The sequence below is a fragment of the Flavimarina sp. Hel_I_48 genome (assembly GCF_000733945.1).
In the GTDB taxonomy this organism is placed as follows: Bacteria; Bacteroidota; Bacteroidia; order Flavobacteriales; family Flavobacteriaceae; genus Leeuwenhoekiella.
On sequence record NZ_JPOL01000002.1, the window covers coordinates 1,252,972 to 1,268,467 of the forward strand.

Below are 15,496 nucleotides of genomic sequence, written 5' to 3' on the forward strand. Positions count from 1 at the left end.
CTACTCTTTTTGAGTTGCTGTATAAAAAACGTTTATTCACAAGATCAGACAGTGCTCTCACATACGTTTCAAGAGACAATTTTGACTGAAGCGCTATTATCTATAGAAAACGAAACCGATTATAGATTTTACTACAAGGAAGAATGGCTAACGCCATATACAGTAAATGCAACATTTGAAAATGCTGAACTAGAAACGGTTTTAAATGCCCTTTTTAAAGAAACCGAATTAAATTACATCATACGCGACAAAAGTATCATCCTTACCAAAAATGCGATTGTTTACCAGAATTTGCCTCAAAACTATTTCGATACGGATAGTTCAAATGTTGACGTCTCAGGACAAAATGCTATCATAAAAACTCAGAGCCAGCCTACAAGTCAGGTCATATCTATTGGAAAACAGCAAAGAGGAGATAGCAAAACTCACATCTTATCTGGTATCGTAAGAGATGCCGTTTCAGGAGAACCGTTAGCTTCACTTGCTATAACCACTACAGACCGATCGCACTATACCACTACCCTAACAGATGGTTCCTATAAATTGGAATTGCCCTCAGGTTATAATTCTTTAGAAACAAATTTACTGGGCTATCAGCAACAGTCTTATACTATTGTTCTCTATGGAGATGGAACCCTGGACATGAAATTAGAAGAGAACACCGAAATGCTGGGAGAAGTCCTCATTGACGCCGAAAGAGATAAAAATATTAGTGAAGCGGTAATGGGATTGACATCTATAAATATTGAATCCATTAAAACCATTCCGTTAGTTCTTGGAGAACGTGATATACTAAAAGCTGCCATTACATTGCCTGGAATTAGTACAGCAGGGGAAGGTGCAAACGGCTACAATGTACGCGGCGGCAGGACAGATCAAAACCTTATTCTTCTAGATGACGCCGTGCTTTATGCACCCAATCATTTTCTAGGTTTTTTTTCTGCGGTAAATCCATTCACGACAGCAAAAGCTGATATTTATAAAGCAAGTATCCCTGCAGAATTTGGAGGTAGGCTTTCCTCTGTCATTGATATTGAAACAAAAGATGGCAATACATCTGATTTTTCTGGAGAAGGTTCCATTGGTCCTGTAACCGCTAATATTGCGCTTGAAATTCCTGTAGTAAAAGAAAAAGCGGCTATTATCGCTGGGGTACGCGCGACATACGCAGACTGGATTTTGAATTCCTTAGATGAGGAATCCTTGAATAATAGTGAAGCTTCCTTCTACGACGCGATTGTAAAATATCATCATAAAATTGGAGAAAAAAATACCATTTCTGCTACCGGTTACTACAGCAGGGATCGTTTTAGTATTACCACAGATTCCCTTTATGATTATGAAAACAGTCTGGCTTCAATAAAATGGGAGACCCGATTAAATGATAAAACTAACGCAGATTTTCACTTAAACACCACGCATTATACTTATGATATCAACTTTGATGGAGATACGAATGCAGATTTCGATTATGGCTACGCGGTTAATGAAACGCAGTTAAAAGCTAATATTAACCACAACCTCAACGAAAAGCACAAATTGCAATATGGGCTTTCAAGTAAAATTTATGGCATACAGCCAGGAAATATCTCGCCAAGAGGAACAAACTCTGATGTATTGCCCTTACGTTTGGCTTATGAACGTGGGTTGGAATCGGCCGTTTTCTTTTCAGATTCCTACAAACCGAACAAAAATTGGCTTTTTGACCTTGGTTTTCGTTTATCTATGTTTAATGCCCTGGGCAGTTCGACTCAAAATTTTTATGCTGATGACGAACCTAAAAATGATGGCTCTATCGTACGTACAGAAAGTTACGATGATTTTCAGGTATATGAGACTTATTTTACTCCTGAATTTAGACTTTCGGGCCGCTATTTTTTGACCGAAAGCGCATCTTTAAAAGCAAGTTTTAATAGGTCTGCGCAGTATATCCATCAGTTAACAAGCAATACCACAGTATCTCCTACAGACATTTGGAAACTTTCTGACAGCAATATAAAACCGCAACGGGGTAATCAATACGCGCTGGGGATCTATAAAAATGTAGACACAAGAGATTTAGAAATTAGCCTGGAGGGATATTATAAAACAATGGATAATATTCTGGATTACAAAGTGGGGGCAGATCTTACTTTAAATCAAACTATAGAGCAAGAACTCCTACAGGGAACAGGGCGCGCTTATGGAGTTGAACTTTTGATCAAGAAGGAAAAAGGGGATTTTAATGGCTATTTTGGGTATACGTACTCGCGTTCAGAGCTGAGGTTAAACAGCACCATTCCAGAAGAAAACGTTAACAACGGGCAATATTTCCCGGCAAATTATGATAAGCCCCACGACTTTTCCCTCGTTTCTAATTACAGACTGACAAGGCGTTTCAGTTTCTCCTCGAATTTCGTATACCAGACGGGCAGACCAGTTACCTACCCCACCGGAAAATTTATTTACGCCGGCCAGGAACAAGTAGTGTATAGTGATCGCAACAGGTTTAGAATTCCAGACTATTACCGGCTCGATTTAGGGATAAATATTGAAGGGAATCATAAGAAGAATAAATTAGCGCATAGCTTTGTAAACATTTCAGTCTATAATGTTCTTGGTCGCAACAATCCCTATTCTGTGTTTTTTGTAACTGAGGACAATGAAATCAAAGCTTTCCAGACCTCTATTTTTTCGATCCCAATACCTACGATAACCTATAACTTTAAATTTTAACAGGATGAAAAAGATAGTCCACTACGCTTTTTTATTGGTATCTATCCTTTTGTTAGCAAGCTGTAGGGACGAACTTCCTTTAGACACTTTTGAATATGAAAATTATCTCGTCGTAGAGGCAATGCTTACCAATGTTCAAAAACGGCAGGAAATTAGATTGTCACGCACCACGCAACTGGACACTTCTTTTGCAAATGTTGAAAACAACGCAGAAGTTTATGTTGTGGTTAATGAAACAACACGTTACGATTTTGAGCAAAATGAAGACGACGGTACTTATGTATCAACCGAAGTTTTTGACGCGCAGACTGGCAACGACTACCAGCTTTTTATAAATACATCAAATGGGAAGTCATACTCCTCTGCTGTAGTACGTCCTGAAACTGTTGTTACTATTAGCGATTTGTATGCTGAGCGGGCTATTAACAAAGATAGTATAGAAGGTATACAGGTTTTAATGGACGTCAAAAGTGATGACAGTCGGTTTTTTAGATTTCAATACGAAGAAACCTACAAAATCGTATCTCCATTCCCTTCACCGGTAGATTTTACTATTATAAATTATGAAATCGATGAAAGAAATAGTATTTCTTTTGATGTAGATACAATGGCAAACCCCAGACTTGAAGAAGAGAGCGTTTGTTATACCACAAAGATGTCAACAGGATTTAATCTGGGTAGCTCAGGAGCATTGGAACGGGATGTACTTCTACGACAGCCCATTGTTTTTATACCCGCAGACGACCCAAAATTACAGCAACGCTATAGTATTCTAGGCAAAGTACTTTCGCAAAATGCGAGCAGTTACACATTTTATAAAAACCTGGAGGAACTTAGTACTAATGACGACCTACTCTCTCAAAAGCAACCTGGTTTTATTGCTGGAAATATCATCGCTATGGACGAGAATGGAGAAAATGTATTAGGTTTCTTTGATGTGGCAATGGAAGCAGAACAACGTATTTATTTCAACCATTCGGATTTTAATTTTAAACAGCCTCCATATTTCTATGATTGCGATACCATAAAACTGAATTATAATGATAATACCGTTCTTGACCGAACACCTAATCAGCGGGAAGAAATCTATTCTTCTCTTATATCTGGAAAGTATAATATTTATCAAAGATTCAACTATGGGGACATAGAGAATACATACATTTTAATCAGTGATTTGTGTAGTGACTGTACCGAATTTTCATCTCACGTAAAACCTTTATTTTGGGAAGACTAACCTTTATTCTAATAGCTACTTTAACATTTGTGCCATTAGTTGAAAGTAGCGGCCAAAAATCATCTGATACTTTAAATTCTTTAGAATATAACTGTACTGATACTAACACCTCAATAATCCTAAGTGGAGAAAATCTTTTGTATCGAGTAAAACTTTTCTCGCCTCAAAATCTGCTTAGCCAGATAGTATATGTCATTTTAATTGATGAAAACAAAAAAATCTGGTTTCATCACAAAGTGAAAGTAAATAAACAAGGTATAGGAGTTGGGAATTTTACCATTCCTACAGAAGCCAAGACAAGAAATTATAAGTTGATTTCTTATACTTTATCGTCTGAGAACAAAGGAAAAAATTCCTTCTTCAGTAAGGATATATTGATTATAAATCCTTTTTTTCCACTAGAACAGGCTAAATTATCAACAGTATCAGGGAATGCCTTTAGACTAAATTTGAAACCTCCGGCAACGCAGATTGTTCTTGAAAACAGTCCCATAAATTTGGGTATCAACGCACAGATATTTTCTCCCCGTGAAAAAGTGCAGTTAAAAATAAATATAAAAACAGCCCACTTTGATGGGAATTATCTTGTCTCCGTTCGGCAATTGCCCGAAGCACAAACCACTAAAAAAGTACCTGCCACATTCGTGGACCCAGAACCAACCTTTAGGACTTATCCCAAAGAACTCAAGGGCGAAATAATAAGTGGAACCATTTCTCCAAATATAACGTCAAAACAAAGCCCGCTGCTGGTTTCCCTAACTATTCCTGGTAGAGACTATCTTTTTAAAATAACCAGTACTCAGGAAGATGGAAGATTTAGTTTTTTAATAGATCAACCCTATTCTACAGCAGAAAGTACCTTACAGGTTCTGGAATCCCCCCAGGAATATACGATTACGCTAGATAAGACGATACCCCACTTACCTGAAACAATAAATTTTAAAAACGTAATTCTGAATCCCGCCCTAAAAGACTGGATTACCCAGCAAAGTATTGATCTGCAAATTGAAAATGCTTATAAAGAAATTCAAGAAGAAAATCCAGAAGACAGCATACAGCAGCCACCTTTTTACCATCCTTTTGCCACGCGATACATTCTTGAAGATTTCACCTTGTTTAAAAGCATGCATGAAACATTTATTGAAGTTATAAAAACCGCAGCGATGCGTTTAGATCCAGAAGGCACCCGCTTGCTTGTTTACAATGAAAAACAAGTTACAAGCGATGCACTTGACAGGCTGGACCCACTGGTATTGATAGACGGAATTCAAATTCAGGATTTTTCGTTGGTGGCTAATTTAAATCCAGCGCGTGTAAACTATATTGATGTAGTGGCCCAACAATACCGCTACGGACCAAAAATCTTTAGCGGAATTATTGCCCTATCCACCAAGAAAAATGACTTTAAATTGCCAGAAAACAGCCCTAATACGCTGAATTTTGAGTTAAAAAGTCCGGAGAAAAATAATGAATTTAGGGTAAAAAACAGCCGAAACCCAACCATTTCTAGCCGAATTCCAGATTACAGAACACAACTTTACTGGGACCCCTATTTAAAAATTACAAATGAACCTCAGGAAATTACATTTTATACTTCAGATAAAGAAGGGCTCTTTGAAATTTGCATAACTGGTTATAAAGCTTCTGGAGAAAAAATCGAGGTCAAGAAAACGTTTCGCGTAAAAGCAGGAAAATAATAAATTATTTCAAGTCATTAATATTTTCTTCTTCAACTCTTGACGTCACATCCTCAATAGTATCTTCTTCTTCTTCGGGAAGGAACTCTATAAAATTTCCATCCTTGTCAAAATGCCGTAGAAAATCATCGTTTTCTGCATTAAAATCGGGGTTTTCCCATTCGTATTTAACTGGTTTTGGTATTTTTTGCCTTATAAAATAAGCTAGGAACAATCCGCTTGCAAAACCGGAAAGATGCCCTTCCCAACTCATGCCAGGATCCAGCGGCATGGTGCCCCAGACCAGGCTTCCGTAAAGAAATATAACAATTAAGGAGAACGCGATAAGGCGGTAATATCCAGACCAAATTCCTTTAAAAAACAAAAAAGCAGCAAGACCGTAAACGATTCCGCTTGCCCCTATATGATAAGACTCCCTGCCAATAATCCAAGTACCTATACCAGAGAAGAGGAACAAAAGCACAAAAACTTTGCCCGCGACCGCCCGGTAAAAGTAAAAAAGACCACCGGTAAGCACTATAAATGGAATACTGTTATTGTACAAATGCTGTAGCGTGGCATGTATAAATGGAGAAAACAATATACCCTGAAGGCCAGAGAACGTCCTGGGCATAATACCATGAGGAGTGAAGTTCTCATGAAAACGAAGTTCATACCAGAAAACAATGAGCATCACAAAAACAAGGGCCAGAGGGTACGCAAGTACCGTTAAGCTAAATTTAAAATGGTTTGTTTCTGAATGCGACTTCATACGTTTTCCTTTGCAATAACGTGACCAAAAAAGAAATGCCGAAAGTTTGTCATAGGCTGCTATAATTTAAATAATTTTGACAAATGAATGCACCATTAGCAGAACGCTTACGGCCCAAGACGCTAGAAGATTATTTAAGCCAGGAGCACCTTGTGGGCCGCGAAGGCGCCCTCACTAGCTCTATAAAGAAAGGGATCTTGCCATCTATCATTTTATGGGGACCTCCGGGAGTGGGCAAAACAACGCTCGCCACTATCATAGCCGAAGAATCAAAGCGACCCTTTTACACGCTCAGCGCGATAAGTAGTGGCGTAAAAGATGTTCGGGAAGTGATCGATAAGGCGAAAAATTCTGGCGGATTGTTCACGCAGAAAAACCCGTTGCTGTTTATTGATGAGATTCATCGTTTTAGCAAATCACAGCAGGATTCTTTGCTGGGAGCAGTAGAAAAAGGATGGGTAACACTCATAGGCGCCACCACCGAAAATCCCAGTTTTGAGGTAATCCCCGCTTTGCTTTCACGCTGTCAGGTATATGTACTGAAACCATTTTCTGTAGAAGATCTTAAAAACCTCTTGAACCGGGCCATAGAGCAGGATTCCATTCTCTCAAAAAAACAAATTGAACTTAAGGAAACTCAGGCACTCTTAAGGTTGAGTGGTGGAGATGCCAGGAAACTGCTCAATATTTTTGAACTTATCATTACCAGCGAAACTTCAGAAAAGGTTGTGGTTACCAATAAAATGGTACTTAACAAAGTACAACAAAACACTGTTCTTTATGACAAGACCGGTGAACAACACTATGACATCATTTCGGCATTTATAAAATCGATACGTGGGAGTGACCCCAATGCGGCAGTGTATTACCTCGCCCGTATGATAGAAGGTGGTGAAGATGTAAAATTCATAGCCCGCCGACTCATTATTTTAGCTTCGGAAGATATAGGAAATGCCAATCCCACGGCACTTGTAATAGCAAATAACAGTTTTGCGGCCGTAACGACCATAGGTTACCCGGAAGCACGCATTATTTTGAGCCAGTGTGTAACATATCTGGCTACCTCTGCAAAAAGCAACGCTGCCTATATGGCAATAAATAAGGCGCAACAACTCGTGAAGCAGACCGGTGATTTACCTATTCCCATTGCCTTGAGAAATGCACCCACTAAACTCATGAAAGATCTGGGTTATGGTGAAGAATACAAATATTCCCACGATGGCCAGGGCAATTTTGTAAATCAGGAATTTATGCCCGAAGAAATCAAGGGAACCACTTTTTATGATCCCAGCGACAACCCAAGAGAAGAAGGAATCAGAAAATTCTTAAAATCCCGATGGAAGGATAAATACGGCTATTGATCTGCCGCCTTAAACTCCATTTTTATTAGGCCATCTACTCCTTTTATTTCCCGCTCAACGGTAAAAATATCGTCGTTCAAACTCCCTATGCCCACAAATTCTGTGGTAGTGACCAGATAAGACCCTGCGGAAGTTTTACGCGCCTCCCCTATTTTTGATTCGCCTTCGTAAAAGTCAAAACCGGCAGCTGTTCGTTTTAAAATATAACTTCCATCCATACTTTTATAAATCTCCCTTATTACGGTATTTTTTGGCTTATTTTCCGAAGATTTTGTTGCGTTTTGGGTGGTTTTTGGATTTTGAACCTGCGTAATTTTGGCTTTGTTCTCTGTTGCTTGTGAAGTAGATACTTTGGGATTTTTTGAAGTCTGAGGTACTGCACTAACTACCACAGTCTTTTCCGTAGTATTTATTCCATTTTTGGCAGCATTATTTGTTTCGGTATCTCCTTTTGCCAGCACATTGCTTTGCCTTGTATCTTTCATGGGAAGCACTTCGTCAGAATAAACATAACCCAATTCTTCAAGACCTGTCATTGCTTCACGCATGACTTCATTATAAGCGCCCTCGTACTGTTTGATCTTGCTCTTTCCCTCAGGTGATGTATAAACAACTTCGCCCCTACAGTTGGCCAGGGTATAGGTTAGGTTCGTTCCTAAAAAACCACCTGCTTCAGCCTCCATATTAAGGGTATTACAACCATTTGCATTGGCATCAAGCGGTAAGGTTTCACCCACTAAATAAGCATCAAAACCATATTTCTTGAATAAAAACTTAGTGAGCTGATTCACTTTATACTGGTTGGGCTCTTTTTGAAAACTGAATTGCTGCGGTACAATTACGTACTTATAAGCATTTAAATCCTGCGCCTTTGCCTGTAAAGTCAGAAATAACGCTCCACAAAATATAATTATGTTCTTCATGTTTTATTTTTTAGAATTAAATACAAACTGCATCCCAAATTGAAAGGCAATAGTATTACTTTTTGCAAGGTTTTCATAACCCAGCATATTATCTGCTGAGATATAAAGGTTAAATTTCGCTATTTGTGCAGAAACTAAAAAACCCAAATTAGTTGCCGTATAAGGATCTACCGTATAGGTAACTTTAGTATGTAAGAAGTTTAGCAATCTAGCATCAAAATACCCGGTGAGCGATGCCTGTGGCAATCGCGGTCTGTTTATGGCAAAAAGGGTGAGCCCTGTACGAAACCTGTAACTATTGTCACTGGGACGCAAACAGGTAAACCCTGTTGACTCTCCAAAACGGTACTCCAGAGAGGAGTAAAATTTTAAAGGCCTCATGGTAGTATAGGTTATATCTGTCTCGTTACCATAAGATACATTAGCCTTAAAATCATTTACCAACTGATCGTAATAAGGGGGTTCGTCATTTGGTTCGGTTACGGTGGGGTAAATAAAGCCAATACCGTCAAACTCATAATTACCATTGGCGTAGATCTCCCGTGTCTTATTACTATGAAATATAAAGCCCAGATCTACAAGACTAGCCGTTAATTGCCACTGTCGATCTAGTTTATAACTAAAGCCTACATCAACACCCAGGCCATAATTCCCACCAAAAAGTGAACTGGAAATCACATCACTGGTTTCAAGGTCCCTGAAGTCTTCAACACCAGACATTTTAAAACTCGCATCCAATCCCCTCAAATTATGGCGAAAAATATTGTTTCCATCAGGGGTACGTGTCGTTGAAAAAAGACCTTTATTACCAGTGCTAGTAGCGTTGAACATACTAGAATATATTTTTGCCCTACCTCCTATACTCAGGTTTTTTGACACCCTTTTATTGATGCCGAAATGCAATACGGAAACTACTTCGCCGCGCGCAGAGAGGTCCCCAAGATCAAAAGATTTCCCCAGGTTACCTGAATTGCCCTCATAAGCCAAAATTGCCGGGTCTTTGGGAAAATAAGCTATCACATTGGTCTCCTGGTACCAGCCGGCAGAAAGATAATTGCCTTTCCGGTTGCGCCATCCAGCACTTAGGATTTCAAGGTGTTGATCCACGCTAAAATAATCATTTCTGGAAACCGAGGATATGGCCTGCTCTATCCGATCGTTGATCGTTGTGGAAGGATCATTTCTAAAAATATCGTTTACAGTGATTTCCGTACTACCGAAACCTGCATGAATCCCCGATAAAAGGGGAATACCAAAATGGTAGTCATACTCAACTTCTACGCCCGGGTTCATCAATAACGATTGTGGCAAATAATCTGCATTATAAAGCTGAATATTCTGACCCCAACAGGTAAAACCGGTAAAAAGGCCCCAAAAACAGCAAAAAAGTCTAGTTAAATTCAAAATACAGGCGTGCTTTTGATTCAAAATTCAGTTCTCCCTTAATGGGAGACTCGCTTAATATTATTGATGAGCCTACCTGTAAGCGTAACGCATCTTTAAATAGTTCTAGGTCTTCACCTTGAATGACTTCCACATGTGTAGCATTAACTGGAACGCCATCAGCATCTGCGGAAGGAACAAAAAAGGTGAACTCATACGTGGGATCCCCATTTTCATTCAAAAAAGTTATTACGGTATTAAATGATTGTCTAAAGGAATTTTCTGTATTGAACGTGAAGTCTATTCGGGTCAGGTCATTTTGTACAAAACCATCGCGCAAAAATTTTAGGTCTGTAGTCTGGCTAACAAAACTTACCTCAACTTCTCCATTACTGTTCAGGAAATTATCCTGGGTAAGTTTAAGATATACAAGATCAGCTTCAAGTTCTGGAGTGACAGCAATGGCATCTGCCTGATCAAAATCCTGATCTTTTACGCAGCTGGTGGCAGATACCACCAGGCCGGCAAGCACAAGGATTTTAGTAATTTTATAAAATAGCATATAAAGTTAGGGTTGGATTAAAGAAAAACGTAAAAAACAGGCTCATATTGTCAGATATGTTCCAGTATTTCCAGAAGTCGCATCACGACCCTATCACCCTCCTGAGCCTCTGCTAAGTGGTAATTAAAAAGGATGGTTTCTATGCCAAGCGCACGGGCTCCCAGAATATCTGCCTCGTAGGTATCCCCTATCATAAGGCTGTTCTCTATAGAGGCACCCGCCTGAGCTAGTGCAAAATTAAAAATTCGAGGGTCTGGTTTTTTAACACCCACAGATTCACTCGTGGTAATGGTTTGAAAAAAGCAATCTATTTTAGACCTCTTTAGCTTTAGGTGCTGTACTTCTTCAAAACCATTGGTAATAATGTGCAAATTATAATTTTTTGAAAGTTCTGAAAGCAGATCGTATGTTCCCTCAAAAAGATGGTTATTATCTGGCAAGTGCGTGATATAGTCTTCAGATAATTTGTCGATCATATGCTTGTCAATCCCAAAACCCAAACTTGAAAAGCTATTGCTCAGCCTGCCGTAGCGTAATTTTTCCTTTGTGATTTTTGACTCTCGGTAATATTTCCAATACCTGAAATTTATCGGTTTGTACACTTCAAGAAATTCATGGAGTGGTACCGCAATATTGTTTTTTTCAAATATATGTTTAAAGGCAAGTTCAGAGTTTTTGTCAAAATCCCACAACGTATGGTCCAGATCAAAAAAAATATGCTTGATATTAGTCAATTTACTCATGCACAAGTTCTTTAAAGAAATTCTTCCACTGTCCTTCATCCTGGCCATTCCCCGTAAAAGACTTATTTTTAAAACTGAACACAAAAGTACCGTTGACCTGTTTTGTATATTCCTGCATCCTAAAGAATGTATCCAGCGACGCGTTGAGTTCTTTCTCCTGTAAATTATGTTGTTCAAAAACGCCCGATTGTGCGCAAATAGGATGTATCAATAAAGGCGTGGGACTTTCATAATCCAGATCATAATAGAGAAAAGGAGTACAGGTTCCCGCTCTAAAACCTAACAGGTCAGGATATCCCATAGAATAGTCATTCTCCACTTCCTGTTGTATCATTTCTCGGTAATTATCAATGAGCATTCCCATATGACTCGTGCAGCGCACGGCCTTTAAAGGCTTATTGGTTATACCTTCAATACGTTTTTTCTCTTTTTTCATTTGCTCCCCTTTATCTAACGCTTCCCGCGAGAAAAGCACGCCTATGGGAGCGTAATCCCCCATCATTTTAATAAGTTCCCTAAACCCCCTCTTATTATAACGTACATTACGCGTAAAGGTGGAATAGTCCCCTACCTGAAAAAAATAAACAAAACTATGCTGTGCATTTTTCTGAACATTGATAAGCCAACTAAAAGTATCGTAAGGATCTTTTCGAAGGCCAAGATTGACCTGTATACGCAGCAATAAATTTTTAAACCTAAACCGAAAAATATCCCGAAAGACACCGCCCAACTCCCGCATGATCCCTATTTGGTAAAGTTCATACGCCTGTTCTATATCTATTATAGGCTCAATGGCAAAGCTGCGTTCTTTCCATTTAAAATCGGGAAAGCGCTCTTCCAGCAGGTCCCGAAATTTAAAGGCCCAGATATCTACCACCGGCTGATCCAGAAAGTCATTCTGATAACCAAGACTTTCAGTGGCCGGGAAACGGCCTTCAACATCTTTTACATGCGGTAAAAATTCTTCATATCTGCTCAGAAGTACAAAAGCGGCCCCAAAAATATCAAAAGGCAATTCCCCGCTGCTACCAGTCGCAAAAAAACACATGGTATCATCCCAAGGCTTCACTTTAATTTCCATATCCGTGATTCCCTGTTCAAAAAGTACTTCCCTGCTTTTTATATGAAGTTCATTCCCCAGCGCTTTATTTGCGTAGGAAAGTTTTAGGCTATCATGTACTATAAATTCATCAACAGCCGTGGTAAATTTTACTGGCACCTGAAGGATACGCGTACAGATATGTTTAAAAACATAAGTAAGCCTGGGCGTTATTTTAGTGGTATATACTAAAAGCATGGTATGCGCGGGTTAATATTGCAGCGGTAAAACTACATTAAAGAAGACCTTCATCTGCAAAGCTAAAATAAGCCTTTTCAGTAACAATGAGATGATCGAGAACTTTTATGTCCAAGGCCGCAGAGGCCGTGGTCAACTTCGCCGTTAGGTTCTTGTCTGCCTGGCTTGGCTTCAGGGTACCAGAGGGATGGTTGTGCGCTAGAATCAAAGCCACCGCACCCACTTCTAGTGCACGGCGCAACATCAAGCGCACATCTACGAGTGTTCCTGTGATCCCGCCCTTGCTAAGCTGGTTCATCTGTATGACCTTATGGTTGTTGTTGAGGTAAATGATCCAGAATTCTTCGTGGGGAAGTTCACCCAGTACCGGTTGTAGAATTTCAAAGGCAGAAGTGCTTCCACTTACTTTTTTAAGTTCCAAGGCATCTTCGGCGCGACGTCTTCGGCCCAGTTCAAGACCTGCACAAATGCTTATTGCCTTGGCCTCCCCTATACCTTTAAATTTCATAAGCTGCGCAATGGATGTTTTCCCTAATTCGTTCAAATTGTTATCTACCGAAGCTAAGATCCTTTTGCTCAGAGCGACCGCGCTTTCTTCACGGTTACCGGAACCAATTAAAATCGCGAGCAGTTCTGCGTTGCTTAAATGCGCCTTACCTTTCTGCAGCAACTTCTCCCGTGGCCGGTCATCTTCAGACCAATTTTTAATCGAAAATTTTTCGGGAGGTTGCTTCATAGTTTGGCCAAATATAACAACTTGTTTTGTAATGCTTTGCCGAACAAGATAAGCTGCATAGAAATTCGTCAAAAACAGATATTTACCATTAAAAATGACTTATTTCTACTGATTTTTAGCTGAAAAACGACATAATTTCTCCAATTAAATAACAAGAAATACGATGGAAAATCTTTTAGAGGATAAAATTTATGATCAGATCAAAAACAGGTTGACCCTTCTTAATATAGACAGCAAACCGCAATGGGGCAAAATGACCGTCGCGCAAACGCTGCACCATTGTCAAAAACCTCTGGAAATCGCTCTGGGAAAAAAGGACTATGGGCTTAAAAGCAACTTAGTGGCAAAATGGTTTTTCAAGAAAATGATGTACAATGATAAATCCTGGCCCAGGGGAATGACGACTCCTAAAACTTTTAAAGTTGAGCAAGAGAAGGGTTTTTCAGAAGAAAAAAACGCTATTTTAAAACTGCTTAAGGAATTTCATAATAAGAAAAGTCGGGAAAAATGGCCAAAGCACCCCGTTTTTGGTCAGTTTACTCCAGAACAAGTAGGCAAGATGCAGTATAAACACCTGGATCACCATTTTAGGCAATTTGGGGTTTAACTATATGATTCAATACGCTGCAAATCCGCTTTTTTAATCTTTGTAAAACTTATAGGATTCCCTGAACTTTATCAAAATCAAGCCCTCCATAGTTGCCACTGCTCATCAATAAAAGTGTGGAATTATTTAATTTCTTTCCGAAAAGGTACTCTTTAAACGCCTCTGGATCTGTATAAATAATTAGATCTTCCCGTTCAAAAGCTTTTGCAATTTGCTCTTTGTTGATACTTTTCAGCTTTTTGATTTCTACGGCATCTGGCGAATAGAAAACAACAGCTTCCTCAGCGGCGTCGAGGGCGCCCTTATACTGTTTTAAAAATTCCGCATTAAGGCTGCTGTAGGTATGCAGTTCTAAACACGCGATCAGTTTTCGATCAGGGAATTGTTCTTTTACCGCCTCTGTGGTCGCTTTTACCTTGCTTGGGGAATGGGCAAAATCCTTAAAAGCAACATTTTTAGCCGTTTCCCCTATTTTTTCCAATCGTTTTGACGCTCCTTCAAAACTGCTTATCGCTTCATAAAAATCTTCCTCGTCAATACCCATATGCTGGCAGATCCATTTTGCCCCGGCCAGGTTATTGAGATTATGAGCCCCAAAAACAGCGATGGGCATAGGCCCTTCTGGAGTTTCTAAAAGGGTTTTGCCAGATTCTATAGTATATTCCGGAGTGTGGTAAGGGTGTTTTCTGGTGGGTGCCTGAGCGGCTTCGGCTATTCTCTTGACCTCTGGATCTTCTTCGTTGTAAACCAGGATTCCACCGTGCGCAATAGATTCTGCAAAAATTTCAAATTGCTCTACATAGTTTTCATAGGTAGGGAAAACATTGATATGATCCCAGGCGATACCGCTTAAAAGGGCAATATTAGGTTTGTAAAGATGAAATTTCGGCCTACGATCTATGGGCGAGGACAAGTATTCGTCACCTTCCAGCAGGATAAAATCGTTTTCTTCCGTAAGATGTACCATATTATCAAATCCCTGCAACTGGGCACCAATAAGAAAATCCACCGCGCGATCATGATAATGCAATACGTGCAATATCATGGAGGTGATCGTGGTCTTACCATGGGAACCTCCTATGACCACCCGTGTTTTATTTTTGGACTGCTCGTAGATAAATTCTGGGTAGGAATAAATTTTTACCCCAAGATTTTGCGCATGTATCAGTTCTGGATTATCTGCCTTAGCGTGCATGCCCAGAATCACCGCGTCCAGACCTTTGTCTATCTTCGCTGAAAACCAACCCATTTCTTCGGGTAGGAGTCCGCTTTTAGCAAGTCTTGATTTTGACGGTTCAAAAATAGCGTCGTCACTACCCGTAACCTCATCACCCTTATCATGAAGGGCTAGGGCCAGATTGTGCATTGCACTGCCACCTATAGCTATAAAATGTATGCGCATGGGATATTTTTGGAAGGTTTACTTATCAGGAAAAAGATATCACGACAAGATTCTTGCGGCGTCTATCTTTTGGTAAAATTCAGAA

At 39.6% G+C, this 15,496-nt stretch carries 13 protein-coding genes; 5 read left to right on the top strand and 8 right to left on the bottom strand.

What is annotated here, in order from left to right; all coding sequences use genetic code 11:
* The first annotated feature begins 81 nt into the window (after positions 1-81).
* Genes P162_RS05645 through P162_RS05655 form a run of 3 tightly spaced genes read left to right on the top strand, consistent with a single transcriptional unit; the run spans position 82 to position 5,646 of the window.
* Positions 82-2,715: a carboxypeptidase-like regulatory domain-containing protein gene (locus tag P162_RS05645; protein ID WP_316931590.1), complete on the top strand. Its 2,634-nt coding sequence runs from the start codon at positions 82-84 to the stop codon at positions 2,713-2,715.
* 4 nt (positions 2,716-2,719) lie between these two features.
* A complete protein-coding gene (locus P162_RS05650) occupies positions 2,720-3,949 on the top strand; it encodes a DUF4249 domain-containing protein (RefSeq protein ID WP_031426271.1) in 1,230 nt (409 codons plus the stop codon).
* Complete coding sequence (locus P162_RS05655; RefSeq protein WP_031426272.1) at positions 3,937-5,646, top strand: hypothetical protein; 1,710 nt, start codon at positions 3,937-3,939, stop codon at positions 5,644-5,646. The genes P162_RS05650 and P162_RS05655 overlap by 13 nt, the downstream gene beginning before the upstream one ends.
* Positions 5,647-5,650: 4 nt before the next feature.
* On the opposite strand, the gene P162_RS05660 is transcribed toward P162_RS05655, so the two are convergent.
* Complete coding sequence (locus P162_RS05660; RefSeq protein ID WP_031426273.1) at positions 5,651-6,397, bottom strand: rhomboid family intramembrane serine protease; 747 nt, start codon at positions 6,395-6,397, stop codon at positions 5,651-5,653.
* An 83-nt stretch (positions 6,398-6,480) separates the two neighbouring features.
* On the opposite strand from P162_RS05660, the gene P162_RS05665 reads away from it, so the two are divergent.
* Complete coding sequence (locus P162_RS05665; protein WP_031426274.1) at positions 6,481-7,758, top strand: replication-associated recombination protein A; 1,278 nt, start codon at positions 6,481-6,483, stop codon at positions 7,756-7,758.
* On the opposite strand, the gene P162_RS05670 is transcribed toward P162_RS05665, so the two are convergent.
* From P162_RS05670 to radC, 6 genes are read right to left on the bottom strand one after another with little or no spacing between them, the layout of a single operon-like run.
* Entirely contained in the window at positions 7,752-8,681 is a 930-nt protein-coding gene (locus tag P162_RS05670; protein ID WP_051907792.1) for a hypothetical protein, read from the bottom strand. The two genes, P162_RS05665 and P162_RS05670, sit on opposite strands and share 7 nt — an antisense overlap.
* A 3-nt stretch (positions 8,682-8,684) precedes the next feature.
* Positions 8,685-10,085, bottom strand: coding sequence for a DUF5723 family protein (locus tag P162_RS05675; protein ID WP_051907793.1), 1,401 nt, complete (start codon positions 10,083-10,085; stop codon positions 8,685-8,687).
* Positions 10,072-10,626: a hypothetical protein gene (locus tag P162_RS05680; RefSeq protein WP_031426277.1), complete on the bottom strand. Its 555-nt coding sequence runs from the start codon at positions 10,624-10,626 to the stop codon at positions 10,072-10,074. Before P162_RS05680 ends, P162_RS05675 begins: the two co-directional genes overlap by 14 nt.
* Positions 10,627-10,676: 50 nt before the next feature.
* Complete coding sequence (locus tag P162_RS05685; protein ID WP_051907794.1) at positions 10,677-11,369, bottom strand: YjjG family noncanonical pyrimidine nucleotidase; 693 nt, start codon at positions 11,367-11,369, stop codon at positions 10,677-10,679.
* Positions 11,362-12,666, bottom strand: a complete 1,305-nt coding sequence (locus P162_RS05690) for a polysaccharide deacetylase family protein (protein WP_031426281.1) — start codon at positions 12,664-12,666, stop codon at positions 11,362-11,364. The genes P162_RS05685 and P162_RS05690 overlap by 8 nt, the downstream gene beginning before the upstream one ends.
* Before the next feature lie 37 nt (positions 12,667-12,703).
* On the bottom strand, positions 12,704-13,402 hold the full coding sequence (gene radC, locus P162_RS05695) for a RadC family protein (RefSeq protein WP_031426282.1): 699 nt from the start codon (positions 13,400-13,402) through the stop codon (positions 12,704-12,706).
* A gap of 163 nt (positions 13,403-13,565) precedes the next feature.
* Here radC and P162_RS05700 point away from each other — a divergent pair, with 163 nt between their 5' ends.
* Complete coding sequence (locus P162_RS05700; protein ID WP_031426283.1) at positions 13,566-14,009, top strand: DUF1569 domain-containing protein; 444 nt, start codon at positions 13,566-13,568, stop codon at positions 14,007-14,009.
* 49 nt (positions 14,010-14,058) lie between these two features.
* Here P162_RS05700 and P162_RS05705 read toward each other — a convergent pair whose 3' ends face one another.
* On the bottom strand, positions 14,059-15,411 hold the full coding sequence (locus P162_RS05705) for a UDP-N-acetylmuramate--L-alanine ligase (protein ID WP_031426284.1): 1,353 nt from the start codon (positions 15,409-15,411) through the stop codon (positions 14,059-14,061).
* Positions 15,412-15,496: the final 85 nt, after the last annotated feature.